Source organism: Streptomyces sp. NPDC017056 (genome assembly GCF_044332485.1).
Lineage (GTDB): Bacteria > Actinomycetota > Actinomycetes > Streptomycetales > Streptomycetaceae > Streptomyces.
This window is the reverse complement of sequence record NZ_JBIRPD010000004.1, coordinates 137,082-150,981: the sequence shown is the minus strand read 5'-3', so window position 1 is coordinate 150,981 and position 13,900 is coordinate 137,082. Positions and strand designations below refer to the sequence as shown.

The 13,900-nt window shown below is 72.8% G+C and carries 11 protein-coding genes; 7 read left to right on the top strand and 4 right to left on the bottom strand.

The genetic code is table 11. From position 1 onward, the window contains the following. Nucleotides 1–5: 5 nt before the first annotated feature. Nucleotides 6–1,214, bottom strand: coding sequence for a saccharopine dehydrogenase family protein (locus ACH4OW_RS09110; RefSeq protein ID WP_398026197.1), 1,209 nt, complete (start codon nucleotides 1,212–1,214; stop codon nucleotides 6–8). Between the two features lie 208 nt (nucleotides 1,215–1,422). Between ACH4OW_RS09110 and ACH4OW_RS09105 the strand changes: the two genes are divergently transcribed. Together ACH4OW_RS09105 and ACH4OW_RS09100 are read left to right on the top strand one after the other, a co-directional pair. Further along, the gene (locus tag ACH4OW_RS09105) at nucleotides 1,423–2,352 is read left to right on the top strand and encodes a dihydrodipicolinate synthase family protein (protein ID WP_398026195.1); all 930 of its coding nucleotides are present in this window, start codon (nucleotides 1,423–1,425) and stop codon (nucleotides 2,350–2,352) included. Continuing rightward, nucleotides 2,349–3,824, top strand: coding sequence for a sialate:H+ symport family MFS transporter (locus ACH4OW_RS09100; protein ID WP_398026193.1), 1,476 nt, complete (start codon nucleotides 2,349–2,351; stop codon nucleotides 3,822–3,824). The genes ACH4OW_RS09105 and ACH4OW_RS09100 overlap by 4 nt, the downstream gene beginning before the upstream one ends. On the opposite strand, the gene ACH4OW_RS09095 is transcribed toward ACH4OW_RS09100, so the two are convergent. Further along, complete coding sequence (locus ACH4OW_RS09095; RefSeq protein ID WP_398026191.1) at nucleotides 3,800–4,234, bottom strand: protein-tyrosine phosphatase family protein; 435 nt, start codon at nucleotides 4,232–4,234, stop codon at nucleotides 3,800–3,802. The two genes, ACH4OW_RS09100 and ACH4OW_RS09095, sit on opposite strands and share 25 nt — an antisense overlap. A 14-nt stretch (nucleotides 4,235–4,248) precedes the next feature. Next, nucleotides 4,249–4,986 (bottom strand): MgtC/SapB family protein, encoded by a 738-nt coding sequence (locus tag ACH4OW_RS09090; RefSeq protein ID WP_360123447.1) that lies wholly within the window; start codon nucleotides 4,984–4,986, stop codon nucleotides 4,249–4,251. Between the two features lie 231 nt (nucleotides 4,987–5,217). On the opposite strand from ACH4OW_RS09090, the gene ACH4OW_RS09085 reads away from it, so the two are divergent. The 4 genes from ACH4OW_RS09085 to ACH4OW_RS09070 all read left to right on the top strand — a co-directional run bounded on the left by ACH4OW_RS09085 (nucleotide 5,218) and on the right by ACH4OW_RS09070 (nucleotide 11,143). Next, entirely contained in the window at nucleotides 5,218–6,435 is a 1,218-nt protein-coding gene (locus ACH4OW_RS09085) for a CaiB/BaiF CoA transferase family protein (protein WP_398026188.1), read from the top strand. 52 nt (nucleotides 6,436–6,487) lie between these two features. After that, a complete protein-coding gene (locus ACH4OW_RS09080) occupies nucleotides 6,488–7,642 on the top strand; it encodes an acyl-CoA dehydrogenase family protein (RefSeq protein WP_398026186.1) in 1,155 nt (384 codons plus the stop codon). A 79-nt stretch (nucleotides 7,643–7,721) separates the two neighbouring features. After that, nucleotides 7,722–8,936 carry an acetyl-CoA C-acetyltransferase gene (locus tag ACH4OW_RS09075; protein ID WP_398026184.1) on the top strand — a complete coding sequence of 405 codons (1,215 nt, stop codon included), beginning with the start codon at nucleotides 7,722–7,724 and terminating at the stop codon, nucleotides 8,934–8,936. Nucleotides 8,937–8,968: 32 nt separating this feature from the next. Next, nucleotides 8,969–11,143 carry a 3-hydroxyacyl-CoA dehydrogenase NAD-binding domain-containing protein gene (locus ACH4OW_RS09070; RefSeq protein WP_398026182.1) on the top strand — a complete coding sequence of 725 codons (2,175 nt, stop codon included), beginning with the start codon at nucleotides 8,969–8,971 and terminating at the stop codon, nucleotides 11,141–11,143. Between the two features lie 91 nt (nucleotides 11,144–11,234). Here ACH4OW_RS09070 and ACH4OW_RS09065 read toward each other — a convergent pair whose 3' ends face one another. Beyond that, nucleotides 11,235–11,963 (bottom strand): MerR family transcriptional regulator, encoded by a 729-nt coding sequence (locus tag ACH4OW_RS09065; RefSeq protein WP_398026180.1) that lies wholly within the window; start codon nucleotides 11,961–11,963, stop codon nucleotides 11,235–11,237. Between the two features lie 428 nt (nucleotides 11,964–12,391). Here ACH4OW_RS09065 and ACH4OW_RS09060 point away from each other — a divergent pair, with 428 nt between their 5' ends. Next, nucleotides 12,392–13,894: an amino acid permease gene (locus tag ACH4OW_RS09060; protein ID WP_360123429.1), complete on the top strand. Its 1,503-nt coding sequence runs from the start codon at nucleotides 12,392–12,394 to the stop codon at nucleotides 13,892–13,894. Nucleotides 13,895–13,900 lie beyond the last annotated feature (6 nt).

The following is a 13,900-nucleotide window of genomic DNA, read 5'->3' as shown; positions in this document are numbered from 1 at the left end:
CCCGCTCAATCCGCCCGGGACGGCGCCTTGGCGGCCACCCGGAACGTCATGCCCGCCCGCCGGAGCCGACCGGTCAGCGCTTCCCCCATCGCCACCGCCGGGGTGACCTGCCCGCACGTCTCCGGCAGGTCGTCGAAGGCCAGGCTCAGCGCCGACTCGGCGAGCATCTTCGCCGTCTCGTCGTAGCCCGGGTCGCCGCCCGAGACCTCCGTCAGGACGCGCCGCCCGCCGCCCTCGCCGACGAAGCGCACGCTGAACGTGCTGCGGGCCCGCCGCTCGTCGCTCGGCCCGGTGCCCGGCGCCAGGCGTGCGGACAGCCAGCGGCGCGCGGGCGGCACCTGCGCCACCGCGCACGCGGCGCCCGCGCCCAGCGCGCCGCCCACCGCGACCGGCAGCTGTTTCACGGCGGCGAAGTGGCGGTAGCGGAAGTCGGGTCCGTACTGCTCCAGTCCGGCCGCCGAGCGCGCGACCATCTGCGGGTCGAGCGTCGGCAGCGGCAGGGCCCACGCCCGCACGGCGCCGTTGCGGTAGGGGCGGCCGAGAGGGGCCCGCACCGTACGGTCCGCCGGCTGCGGTTCCAGGCGCTGCCGGTCGCGGGCGGCGCGCAGCATGCCCAGCGGACGCGAGGCCGCCGCCAGCGCGGAGGCCAGCGTGCCGCCCGATATGGCCCCGGTGGTGTGGACGAAGCCGTCGACGCGCAGCGGCACACCGGACGGCAGCTGCCCGACCGTGAACCGCGCGCCGAGGTCCGCCGGTACGCAGTCGAAGCCGCAGGCGTGCACGAGCCGGGCACCCGAGTCGCGCGCCGCCGCGTCGTACCGCACATACGTCCGGTCGACGAACTCGGCCTCGCCGGTCAGGTCGGCGTAGTCCGTACCGGCCTCCGCGCAGGCGGCGACCAGCGGGTCCCCGTAGGCGAGGTACGGCCCGACGGTCGTGGCGAGCACACGGGTGCCCGCCGCGAGCGCGCGTAGCGACCCGGGGTGGTCGGCGTCGGCGCACAGCAGCGGCAGTTCCGCGCAGGCCGGGTCGATGCCGGCCAGCTCCTCCCGCAGCCGCTCCAGCTTCGCGCGGTCGCGGCCGGCCAGCGCCCAGCGGCAGCCGGCGGGCGCGTGCCGGGCCAGATAGGCGGCGGTCAGCCGCCCCACGAAGCCGGTGGCGCCGAACAGCACCAGGTCGTGGGGTCGTGCTGCGGTGTCCTGCCGTCGCGCCATGCTCGCCTCCGCCTCGGATCACGGCCGTACCGGCCGGTAGGGCGCAACGCTAGGCAGGGGCCGGTCCGCCGTCAACGAACGCCCGTCCGGGACGGCGGAGTGCGCGGTATTGACACGCCTGGGCGGCTGGACCAGATTCACCCGCAGGTCCGCCAACATGGGACGTCCGACGTCCGGAATGCGAGTGTGCGCAGAAAGCTGGTCACCGATGTCCCTCCCCGCGCCGCTCACCGGTGTCGTCCCCCCGCTGTGCACCCCGCTCACCCCCGACGGGCGGGTCGACACCCGTTCGCTGGCCACGCTCGCCGCCCGGCTCGCGGGCGCCGGGGTGAGCGGGCTGTTCGTCCTCGGCTCCAGCGGGGAGGCCGCCTACCTGACCGACGCGCAGCGCCGCACCGTCGTCGAGACGGTGGTCGAGGCGGCCGCCGGCCGGCTGCCCGTGCTGGCCGGGGCCATCGACATGACGACCGCCCGGGTCCTCGAACACGCCCGTACGGCCCGGAGCCTGGGCGCCGACGCGGTCGTGGCCACCGCCCCCTTCTACACCCGCACCCACCCCGCCGAGATCGCCGGCCACTTCACCCGCGTACGCGAAGGGGCGGACCTCCCGCTGTTCGCTTACGACATCCCGGCGGCCGTGCACACCAAGCTGCCCCTCGGCACGGTGCGCACGCTCGCCGCCGACGGCGTGCTGGCCGGCTTGAAGGACAGCAGCGGCGAGGACGGCGCGCTGCGCCGCCTGCTCGTCGGCATGCCCGCCCGCAACCCGGGCTTCTCCGTGCTCACCGGGTCGGAACTCACCGTGGACGGCGCCCTGCTGGCGGGCGCGCACGGCGTCGTCCCCGGCCTGGGCAACGTCGACCCGGACGGCTACGTACGCCTCTACGCGCACGCGGCGGCGGGCCGCTGGCGCGAGGCCGCCGCCGAGCAGGACCGGCTCGCCGCGCTCTTCGCGCTGACCGACGCGGGCGACCCGGCGGTGATGGGCCGCAGCTCCTCAGCACTGGGCGCCTTCAAGGCGGCCCTGCACCTCCTGGGCGTCATCGACTGCCCGGCCACCGCGCCGCCGCAGCTGCCGCTGGACGAGGCGGCCGTGGGCCGGGTCCGGCGCTGCCTGGAGGAAGCCGGGCTGCTGTGAGGACGCGCTCCTCGAAGGGGGGCGGGCGGGCGCCCTGGTACCGGCAGGTGACGCCCCGCCAGTGGAAGGCGATGGCCGCCGCCTGGGTCGGCTACCTCCTGGACGGCTTCGACTTCGTCCTGATCACCCTCGTCCTGACCGAGATCGCCGGCACGTTCGGCCTGAGCACGGCCGGCGCGGCCTCCCTGGTCTCCGGCGCGTTCGTCACCCGCTGGCTCGGCGGGGCGCTCCTGGGCGCGCTGGGCGACCGGTACGGGCGCAGGCCCGCGATGATCGCCAGCATCCTCCTCTACTCGCTGGGCACCTTCGCCTGCGGCTTCGCCTGGGACTACACCAGCCTGTTCGCCGCCAGGCTGGTCATCGGCCTGGGCATGGCGGGGGAGTACAGCGCCAGCGCCACGTACGTCCTGGAGACCTGGCCGGCCCCCCTGCGCAACCGGGCCTCCGGCTTCCTCATATCCGGCTACGCGGGCGGCACGATCCTCGCGGCCCAGCTGTACCAGTGGGTGGTGCCCAACTGGGGCTGGCGGTGGATGTTCTGGATCGGGGTGCTGCCGGTGCTGGTCGCGCTCTGGGTACGCAGGTCCCTGCCGGAGGCCGACGACTGGAGTACCGAGGTGGGGGCCGCCGCAGAGCGCCCCAATCCCTTCCGGCCGCTGTTCGCCGGGCGCGCGCGGCGCCGACTCAACTGCGCGCTGGCAGTCGTCGCGTTCGCCGCGCTCTACTGCGTTTTCACCCCGGCAGGGACGGGCTACGTGCCGTGGCTGGCGGCGCTCGCCGCGCTCTGCCTGACGGCGTTCGCCGTACAGCTCGGCGGCCGGCGCGGCTGGGTGCTGTACGTGGCCCTGACGGTCACCGTCTTCTGCGCGTTCCTCTACAGCTGGCCCGTCCAGGCGCTGCTGCCCACCTACCTCAAGACCGAGCTGGGGTACGCGCCCGCCGAGGTCGCCGACGTGATGTTCTACGCCGGGTTCGGCACCATGGCGGGCTGCTGGCTGGCCGGGTTCGCGGGCGACCGGTTCGGCACCCGCCGCGCTTACGCGGGCACCCTGCTGGCCTCCCTGGCGTTCGTCTTCCCGGTGTTCGCCGTCCGGGACAGCCTGGTCGCGCTGGGCATGCTGCTCTTCGTCCTGCTCGCCCTCGGCCAGGGCATCTCGGGCATTCTGCCGAAGTACCTCGCCGGGCACTTCCCGACCGCGACCCGCGCGGCGTCGCTGGGCTTCGTCTACAACGTCGGCGCACTCGGCGGCGCCGTCGCCCCGGTGCTCGGCGCCCGGCTCGCCGAGAGCATGCCGCTGGGCCGGGCGCTGGCCCTGCTCACCTTCGGGCTGACGCTGCTGGTCGTCGTCCTGGTCGGCGGCGACGTCCCGCTGCGGCTCGCCCGCCTGCTGGACCGCGGGGCCGCCGGCGACCACTTGGCACCCGCGGAGCCGGACCGCCCGGCCCGTCAGCGCCCGAAGCGCCGTACGTAGCGCCGCTGCCAGGGTGTTTCGACGGCCCGGCGGTCGTAGCCGCGGCGTACGAAGTCCACCGCCCCGGCGGCCGGCACGCCGTCCAGGACCGCGAGGCAGGCCAGGGCCGTGCCGGTCCGGCCGCGGCCGCCGCCGCAGGCCACTTCTACGCGTTCGGCCGCGGCGCGTTCCCACGCCTCACCGAGGACGTCGCGGGCCCGCGCGTGATCGGCGGGCAGCCGGAAGTCGGGCCAGCGCAGCCAGCGGGCCTCCCAGGGCACCTCGGGCGGCTCCTTGCCCAGCAGGTACACCGCGAAGTCGGGCGCCGGCCCCTGCGGCATCGGGTGGCGGAGCCCGCGTCCCCTGACCAGCCGCCCGGACGGCAGCCGCAGCACGCCCGTGCCGGTGTCCTGCCACGGCGAAGTCGTCATCCCGCTCCCCTCCGTCACTCCGTACGGTCCGATTCCTGCCCCATCGACACCCCGCGCACCCCGTCCAGCTCGGACAGCCGCTCCACGAGCGGGTGCGCCGAGGCCGTGCCCTCCAGGCGCAGCAGTACCTCGGCCGGCACCCGGTCGTCCGAGCCCGTCTCCACCTGGACGTCGGTCACCAGGAAACCGCTGCTGGTGCACATCTCCAGCATCCGCCCCAGCAGGCCGTGCTGGGCACGGTAGCTCAGGCGCAGTTCGAAGCGTTCGACGGACGGCGAACTCTTCCGGCCGGAGAACAGCTTGGGAAAGCCGCGTACGACGAGGAAGTGGACCAGGGTCGCGCCGACGGCCAGCAGCGGCAGGCCGCCGCCGCAGGCCATGCCGATGGCGCAGGTGAGCCAGATCGTCGCGGCGGTCGTCAGCCCCCGTACGGCGTCCTTCTTCACGAAGATCAGACCGCCGCCGATGAAGCCGATGCCCGAGACGATCTGCGCGGCCACCCGGGACGGGTCCAGCGCGACGCCGTCCGTGCCCAGCAGCGCGTAGAAGCCGTGGACCGAGACCTCCATGAACAGCGCGCTGCCCACGCCGACAAGGGTGTGGGTGCGCAGCCCCGCGCTCTTCTGCTGCACCTGTCGTTCCAGCCCGATGAGGGAGGAGAGGAGCAGCGCCAGGGCCAGTTCGGCGAACTGGCGGAGGCCCTGGCCGTGGCTGATGTCGAACAGCTGGGATGCGAGGTGCGTATGAGGCATCCGGCCATTGTCCCTCCGCGACCGCCGCGCGGGCCGTTGCCCGCGGCCGGAGCGCGCCGTCGGCGGAGTGGCGGGTGAAGGCCCCTGGCGGCGGTGGGAGTTGAGCGCCGCCGCCACGGGGTTTTTCCCGGCGGGCCCGCGCCGTGGGGGCTTGTGGAAAGTGGAACACGTTCTTAACATCGCGAGTGTTACATCAGAAGTGTCACAGTGCTGCGGAGCTCAGGGGGCCCGATGGCAGGGACAGGAAACGGCCCGCTGAGCGGGGTGCGCGTGGTGGAGCTGGCCGGGATCGGCCCCGGCCCGTTCGCCGCGATGCTCCTGGCCGACCTCGGCGCCGACGTCGTACGCGTCGACCGGCCGGGCGGGGCCGGCCTCGGCATCGACCCGGCGTACGACGTCACCAACCGCAACAAGCGCTCCGTGCTCGTGGACCTGAAGTCCCCCGAAGGGCCGGGGCAGGTGCTGGACCTGGCCGAGCGCGCCGACATCCTGATCGAGGGGTACCGCCCCGGCGTCGCCGAGCGCCTCGGCGTCGGCCCGGACGCCTGCCTGGCCCGCAACTCCCGGTTGGTGTACGGGCGGATGACCGGCTGGGGCCAGCAGGGGCCGCTGGCCGGCACCGCGGGCCACGACATCGGCTATATCGCCGTCACCGGCGCGCTCGGCATGATCGGGACGCCCGGCGGGCCGCCCGCCGTCCCCGCCAACCTCCTCGGCGACTACGCGGGCGGCTCCCTCTACCTGGTCGTCGGCGTCCTGGCCGCGCTCCAGCACGCCCGTAGCGAGCACGGCCGGGGCCAGGTCGTGGACGCGGCCATCGTCGACGGCACCGCCCACCTCACCGCGATGATCCACGGCATGCTGGCCGCCGGCGGCTGGCAGGACCGGCGCGGCGCCAACCTCCTGGACGGCGGGGCGCCGTTCTACGGCACGTACGAGACCGCCGACGGCCGCCACATGGCCGTCGGCGCGCTGGAGCCGCGTTTCTACGCGGAATTCGTCCGGCTGCTCGGCATCGAGGACGACGTGCCGGCGCGCGACGACCCGGCCGCCTGGGAGGAGCTGCGGACCGCCATCGCCGCCCGGTTCAGGACCCGCACACGCGAGGAGTGGACCGCCGTCTTCGCGGCGTCCGACGCCTGCGTGGCGCCCGTGCTCTCCCTGCGCGAGGCGCCGGACCACCCGCACCTCGCCGCCCGCGGCACCTTCGTCGACCACGGCGGCATCACCCAGCCCGCCCCCGCGCCGCGCTTCTCCGCCACCCCCGGCGCGGTCCGCAGACCGCCGGCCCGGCCCGGCGCCGACACGGCGGACGTCGCCCGCGACTGGGGCGTCCCGGCACTGGCCGACCGCAGGGAACCGGCCGGCGGCGCGTCCGCAGGACCGGCCTGGCGCGACGGCACCCGCGCGACGGACGGCCGCGCCGGACCGGGGCGCACGGCCGGCTGACGGCCACCGACCCGCCGCTGACCCACCGCCGGCCCCGAGGAGGCCCGTCACGATGACCGCGCAGCTCAAGCGCCAGATCTTCACCGAGGACCACGAAGCGTTCCGCCGGACCGTACGGACCTTCCTCGAACGGGAGGTGACCCCGCACTACGAGCAGTGGGAGAAGGACGGCATCGTCAGCCGCGACGCCTGGCGCGCGGCGGGCAAGCAGGGCCTGCTGGGCCTGGCCGTGCCCGAGGAGTACGGAGGCGGCGGCAACACCGACTTCCGGTACGCCGCCGTGCTGGCCGAGGAGTTCACCCGGGCCGGCGCCGCCGGGCTCGCCGTCGGCCTGCACAACGACATCGTCGGCCCGTACCTCACCCAGCTCGCCACCGACGAGCAGAAGCGCCGCTGGCTGCCCGGGTTCTGCAGCGGCGAGACCGTCACGGCCATCGCCATGACCGAGCCCGGCGCGGGCTCCGACCTCCAGGGCATCCGCACCACGGCGGAGGACCGCGGCGACCACTGGGTCCTGCACGGCTCCAAGACCTTCATCTCCAACGGCATCCTCGCCGACCTGGTGATCGTCGTCGCCAAGACCACCCCCGAGGGCGGCGCCCACGGACTGAGCCTGCTGGTCGTCGAGCGCGGCATGCCGGGCTTCGAGCGCGGCCGCAACCTGGACAAGATCGGCCAGAAGGCGCAGGACACCGCCGAGCTGTTCTTCGACGGCGTACGGGTGCCCAAGGAGAACCTGCTCGGCGAGCCGAACGGCGCGTTCGTCCACCTGATGACCAACCTCGCGCAGGAGCGGATGGGCATCGCGGTCGCAGGCATCGCCGCCGCCGAACACCTCCTGGAGATCACCACGCGGTACGTGAAGGAGCGCGAGGCCTTCGGGAGGCCGCTCGCCAAGCTCCAGCACATCCGCTTCGAGATAGCCGAGATGGCCACCGAGTGTGCCGTGACGCGGGAGTTCCTCGACCGCTGCATCGTGGACCACTCGGACGGGCAGCTGGCCGCCGTGCATGCTTCGATGGCCAAGTGGTGGGCCACCGAACTGCAAAAGCGGGTCGCCGACCGCTGTCTGCAACTGCACGGCGGCTACGGCTACATGAGCGAGTACCCGGTCGCCAGGGCCTTCACCGACGGACGCATCCAGACCATCTACGGAGGCACCACCGAGATCATGAAGGAGATCATCGGCCGCTCCCTCCTCGGCTGACCTGCCGGCCCACGGGCCCGTGGCGCCCCGTACTCCCACTCCCGCCGCACCGAACCAAAAGCTGGAAAGGCTGCTCCCCTTGACTTCCGAAGCGTACGTATACGACGCGATCCGCACCCCGCGCGGCCGCGGCAAGGCCAACGGCGCGCTGCACGGCACCAAGCCGATCGACCTCGTCGTCGGCCTCATCCACGAGATCCGCGCCCGCTTCCCCAGCCTCGACCCGGCCGCCATCGACGACATCGTGCTCGGCGTCGTCGGACCGGTCGGCGACCAGGGCTCGGACATCGCCCGCATCGCGGCCATCGCCGCCGGGCTGCCGGACACCGTCGCGGGCGTCCAGGAGAACCGCTTCTGCGCCTCGGGGCTCGAAGCGGTCAACATGGCCGCCGCCAAGATCCGTTCCGGCTGGGAGGACCTGGTGCTCGCGGGCGGCGTCGAATCGATGTCGCGGGTCCCGATGGCCTCCGACGGCGGCGCCTGGTTCGCCGACCCGATGACCAACCACGACACCGGCTTCGTCCCGCAGGGCATCGGCGCCGACCTCATCGCCACCATCGAGGGCTACTCCCGCCGCGACGTGGACGAGTACGCCGCGCTGTCCCAGGAGCGCGCCGCCGCCGCGTGGAAGGACGGCCGCTTCGCGCACTCCGTCGTCCCCGTCACCGACCGCAACGGCCTGGTCGTCCTCGACCACGACGAGCACCTGCGGCCCGGCACCACCGCCGACTCGCTGGCCGGCCTCAAGCCCTCCTTCGCCGCCATCGGCGACATGGGCGGCTTCGACGCGGTGGCCCTGCAGAAGTACCACTGGATCGAGAAGATCGACCACGTCCACCACGCGGGCAACGCCTCCGGCATCGTGGACGGCGCGGCGCTGGTCGCCATCGGCTCCCGCGAGGTGGGCGAGCGCTACGGCCTCACCCCGCGCGCCCGCATCGTCTCCGCCGCGGTCTCCGGCTCGGAGCCCACGATCATGCTCACCGGCCCCGCGCCCGCCTCCCGCAAGGCGCTGGCCAAGGCCGGGCTCACCATCGACGACATCGACCTGGTCGAGATCAACGAGGCGTTCGCCGCGGTGGTGCTGCGCTTCGTGAAGGACATGGGCCTGAGCCTGGACAAGGTCAACGTCAACGGCGGGGCCATCGCCCTGGGCCACCCCCTCGGCGCCACCGGCGCGATGATCCTGGGCACCCTCGTCGACGAACTGGAGCGCCGGGACAAGCGCTACGGCCTGGCCACCCTCTGCGTCGGCGGCGGCATGGGCATCGCCACCGTCGTCGAGCGCGTCTGACCCTCGTCCGCACCCACTACGGAGTACGCACCATGAGTGAACCCACCACCATCCGCTGGGAACAGGACGAGACCGGCGTCGTCACCCTCGTCCTCGACGACCCGGACCAGTCGGCCAACACGATGAACGCGGCCTTCAAGGCGTCGCTGACCGCCGTCGCCGACCGCCTGGAGGCCGAGCGGGACACCGTACGCGGCGTCATCTTCACCTCCGCCAAGAAGACCTTCTTCGCCGGCGGCGACCTGCGCGACCTGATCGCCGTCACCCCCGAGCACGCCGAGCGTGCGTTCGAGACGGGGCAGGGCATCAAGCGCGACCTGCGCCGCATCGAGACCCTCGGCAAGCCCGTGGTCGCGGCCATCAACGGCGCGGCCCTCGGCGGCGGTTACGAGATCGCGCTCGCCTGCCACCACCGCGTCGCCCTGGACACCCGCGCCACCAAGATCGGCCTGCCCGAGGTGACCCTCGGACTGCTCCCGGCGGCCGGCGGCGTCGTCCGTACGGTCCGGCTGCTGGGCATCGCCGACGCGCTCCTCAAGGTGCTGCTCCAGGGCACCCAGTACAACGCCGCCCGCGCCCTGGAGAACGGCCTGATCCACGACGTGGCGGCCACCCCGGAGGAACTGATCGAGAAGGCGCGGGCGTTCATCGACGCGCACCCGGAGTCCCGGCAGCCCTGGGACGCCAAGGGCTACAAGATCCCCGGCGGCACCCCGGCGCACCCGAAGTTCGCCGCCAACCTCCCCGCCTTCCCGGCCAACCTGAAGAAGCAGCTGAACGGCGCCCCGTACCCGGCACCGCGCAACATCCTCGCGGCGGCCGTCGAGGGCTCCCAGGTCGACTTCGAGACCGCGCAGACCATCGAGGCGCGCTACTTCGTGGAGCTGGTCACCGGCCAGACCTCCAAGAACATGATCCAGGCGTTCTTCTTCGACCTCCAGGCGGTCAACTCCGGCGCCAGCCGCCCCAAGGACGTCGCGCCGCGTACCGTCGGGAAGGTCGCGGTGCTCGGCGCCGGCATGATGGGCGCGGGCATCGCGTACGCCTGCGCCAAGGCCGGCATCGAGGTCGTCCTCAAGGACGTCTCCCAGGAGGCGGCCGAGAAGGGCAAGGCGTACTCGGAGGGTCTGCTCGCCAAGGCGCTGAGCCGTGGCCGTACGACCGAGGCCAAGCGGGACGAACTGCTCGCCCGCATCACCCCGACCGCCGACCCGCAGGACCTGGCCGGCTGCGACGCCGTCATCGAGGCGGTCTTCGAGGACACCTCCCTCAAGCACAAGGTGTTCCAGGAGATCCAGCACATCGTCGCCCCCGACGCGCTGCTGTGCTCCAACACCTCCACCCTGCCCATCACCGGCCTCGCCGAAGGCGTCGAGCGCGACGCCGACTTCATCGGCCTGCACTTCTTCTCGCCCGTCGACAAGATGCCGCTGGTCGAGATCATCAAGGGCGAGCGGACCGGCGACGAGGCGCTGGCGCGCGCCTTCGACCTGGTGCGCCAGATCCGCAAGACGCCCATCGTCGTCAACGACTCGCGCGGCTTCTTCACCTCCCGCGTCATCGGCCACTTCATCAACGAGGGCGTGGCGATGGTCGGCGAGGGCATCGAGCCGGCCTCCGTCGAACAGGCCGCGGCCCAGGCCGGCTACCCGGCCAAGGTCCTCTCCCTGATGGACGAGCTGACCCTCACCCTCCCGCGCAAGATCCGCGACGAGACCCGGCGGGCCGTCGAGGCGGCCGGCGGCACCTGGCAGCGGCACCCGGCCGACACCGTCATCGACCGCATGGTGGACGAGTTCGGGCGTCCTGGCCGCAGCGGCGGCGGGGGCTTCTACGAGTACGGCGAGGACGGGAAGCGGGGCGGCCTGTGGCCTGGCCTGCGCGAGCACTTCACGAAGGCCGGCGCCGCGATCCCGTTCCGGGACATGCAGGAGCGGATGCTGTTCGCCGAGGCCCTGGACACCGTCCGCTGCTTCGAGGAAGGCGTGCTGACCTCCGTCGCGGACGCCAACATCGGCTCCATCCTGGGCATCGGCTTCCCCGGCTGGACCGGTGGCGTCATCCAGTACATCAACGGCTACGAGGGCGGGCTGCCCGGCTTCGTGGCCCGCGCCCGCGAACTCCAGGCCGCGTACGGGGACCGGTTCGCGCCCCCGGCGCTGCTGGTGGAGACGGCGGAACAGGGCAAGACGTTCGGCGACGCGTGACGCACGGGTGACGCGGACCGGCCCGCCGCGGCCGGTCCGCACACCGCAGGCGACTCCTGCCGCACCCGGGCCGTGCCCGCCGGGCGCGCGCTCACTCCTCGGCGTACGTCGCCCGCAACTCTTCCCGCATCGACCGCTGGAAGGCCGTCACCAGCGCCTGCACCACCATCGGCTGCATGTGGGCGGAGAGCGACTTCATCGACTCCACCTGCTCCGGGTCCGACTCGCGGGCCCGGTAAGGGCCCCACACCTCGTCGTGGAAGAGCCGGGTCAGCTCGCGCGCCGCCGACCGCGTGTGGTCCAGGACGACATCGCGGGCGGCGAGCAGCGTCTCCAGCGAGATCGGTACGTCCAGCAGCCGGACGCCCAGGTGGAGGACGGCCGGATCGACCCGGAACGCGCCGGGGACACCGGTGCGCTCCAGGACGTCCATCGCGGCCAGCCGGTCGATGTCGTCCTCGCTCAGCGCCCGGCCCGCGCGGCGCTCCAGCTGGGCCAGGGTCGCCTCCTGGGAGGAGTCCGGCGACCAGGAGGCGACCAGCGCCCGGTGCAGGGCCAGGTCGTGTTCGCTGAGGTCGGCGGGGAGCTGGGCGAGGTAGCGCTCGATGGCGGCCAGCGTCATGCCGTGGTGCTGGAGCTCCTCGATCAGCGCGAGCCGGGAGAGGTGGGCGGCGCCGTACCGGCCGACGCGGCGCGGGCCGATCGCGGGCGGGGGCAGCAGGCCGCGGGTGCTGTAGAAGCGGACGGTGCGCACGGTCACGCCCGCGCGGGCGGCCAACTCGTCGACGGTGAGCGTCTCTTCCCCGGTCTCGGTGGCCATGCCGCGCCTCACTTCCCTCGCTGCGTCCGCGCGTCCGCCGCGCCCCGGTGCCCGCCGCGCTCCCGTGGCGCGCGGTCCGTGTTCAACAGTATTGCTGTCTCACCATCCCTGTGAAACCTCCCGGCAGGTCACCCGCGCTTCACCGTTCCGTCGGTTTCCGGCCATGCCCGGCCGGAATGCTCTCCCTCCTTCGCTCTCCTGAGTGAGCGGTGATGACCGGAGCGTGGCGAATTGCAAGCCCTTCGCGCATCCCGTCGACAGGTCATTCGGGACATATGCGGACCGATTATTGATGGCTCATACACGCTGTGATCCAGGACACAGACGAGGGGGCGGCTCTGGGGGAAGGTGTGCCGTCGGCCGGACTCGCGTGACCCGTGGGGCCGGTGACGGCTCCATCGCCTGCCCGAAAGCGAGATGAACCAGCTGTGAGCACGGAAACCGTCCAGGAAGAAGCCAACAGGCCACCGGGCGGGGGGAAGGCGCCGACCGCCCAGGACGCGGGGGACGCCGGGTACAGCAAGGGCCTCAAGGGCCGGCACGTCAACATGATCGCGATCGGCGGGGCGATCGGCACCGGCCTGTTCCTGGGCGCCGGCGGCCGGCTGGCCTCCGCCGGACCCGCGCTCGCCGTCGCGTACGCGGTCTGCGGCCTCTTCGCGTTCTTCGTCGTACGGGCCCTGGGCGAACTGGTGCTGCACCGCCCGTCGTCGGGGTCCTTCGTCTCCTACGCGCGGGAGTTCCTGGGGGAGAAGGGCGCGTACGTCGCGGGCTGGATGTACGTCGTCAACTGGTCGACGACCGGCATCGCCGACATCACCGCCATCGCGCTCTACACCCACTACTGGAGCCTGTTCACCGCCATCCCGCAGTGGGTGATGGCGCTGATCGCGCTCGCGGTGGTGCTGGCGATCAACCTCATCTCGGTGAAGATCTTCGGTGAGATGGAGTTCTGGTTCGCGATCATCAAGGTCGCGGCGCTGGTCGTCTTCATGTTCATCGGGATCTTCCTGCTGGCCACCCGGCACCCGGTGGGCGGCGACACCCCTGGCCTGAGCCTGATCACCGACCACGGCGGCTTCTTCCCGAGCGGCCTGCTGCCCGTGGTGATCGTGCTCCAGGGCGTCGTCTTCGCCTACTCGGCCGTCGAGCTGGTCGGCGTCACGGCCGGCGAGACCAGCGAGCCGCAGAAGGTCGTCCCCAAGGCCGTCAACTCGATCATGTGGCGGGTGGGCATCTTCTACGTCGGCTCGGTCGTCCTCCTCGCGCTGCTGATGCCGTGGAACAAGTACACCGGCTCCGAGAGCCCCTTCGTGACCGTGCTCTCCAACGTCGGCGTGCCGGCCGCCGGCGACGTGATGAACCTCGTCGTGCTCACCGCCGCCATGTCCAGCCTCAACTCCGGCCTCTACTCGACCGGCCGCATCCTGCGCTCGATGTCGATGGCCGGCTCGGCGCCGAAGTTCGCCGGCCTGATGAACCGCAACCAGGTGCCGTACGGCGGCATCATGCTCACCTCGGCGGTGTGCGTACTGGGCGTGGGGCTCAACTTCCTGCTGCCCGAGGACGCGTTCGAGATCGTGCTGAACATCGCGGCGCTAGGCATCATCAGCACCTGGTGCACGATCATGGTCTGTCACATGGTGTTCGTCCGGCGCTCCAAGGCGGGCCTGGTCGAACGCCCCCGCTTCCGGCTGCCGGGCACGCCCGTCACCGACATCGCGACTATCGTCTTCCTGGTCGGCGTCATCGTCCTGATGGCCTTCGACAGCGAGGGCGTCGGACGGCAGACCGTCATGCTGGTGCCGGTCATCGCCGCCGCGCTGTGCGTCGGCTGGTTCGCGGTACGCGGCCGGGTGAACCGGATCGCGGCCGAACGCGAGCAGGGCACGGCGGCCGTTCCCGGGCCGCGCGACGGCCGGCAGTCGTAACGGCCG

Coding starts and splice junctions, on each gene's coding strand:
- ACH4OW_RS09110 (WP_398026197.1), bottom strand. CDS start 1,214: ATGGCGCGACGGCAGGACACCGCAGCACGACCCCACGACCTGGTGCTG.
- ACH4OW_RS09105 (WP_398026195.1), top strand. CDS start 1,423: ATGTCCCTCCCCGCGCCGCTCACCGGTGTCGTCCCCCCGCTGTGCACC.
- ACH4OW_RS09095 (WP_398026191.1), bottom strand. CDS start 4,234: ATGACGACTTCGCCGTGGCAGGACACCGGCACGGGCGTGCTGCGGCTG.
- ACH4OW_RS09090 (WP_360123447.1), bottom strand. CDS start 4,986: ATGCCTCATACGCACCTCGCATCCCAGCTGTTCGACATCAGCCACGGC.
- ACH4OW_RS09085 (WP_398026188.1), top strand. CDS start 5,218: ATGGCAGGGACAGGAAACGGCCCGCTGAGCGGGGTGCGCGTGGTGGAG.
- ACH4OW_RS09080 (WP_398026186.1), top strand. CDS start 6,488: ATGACCGCGCAGCTCAAGCGCCAGATCTTCACCGAGGACCACGAAGCG.
- ACH4OW_RS09070 (WP_398026182.1), top strand. CDS start 8,969: ATGAGTGAACCCACCACCATCCGCTGGGAACAGGACGAGACCGGCGTC.
- ACH4OW_RS09065 (WP_398026180.1), bottom strand. CDS start 11,963: ATGGCCACCGAGACCGGGGAAGAGACGCTCACCGTCGACGAGTTGGCC.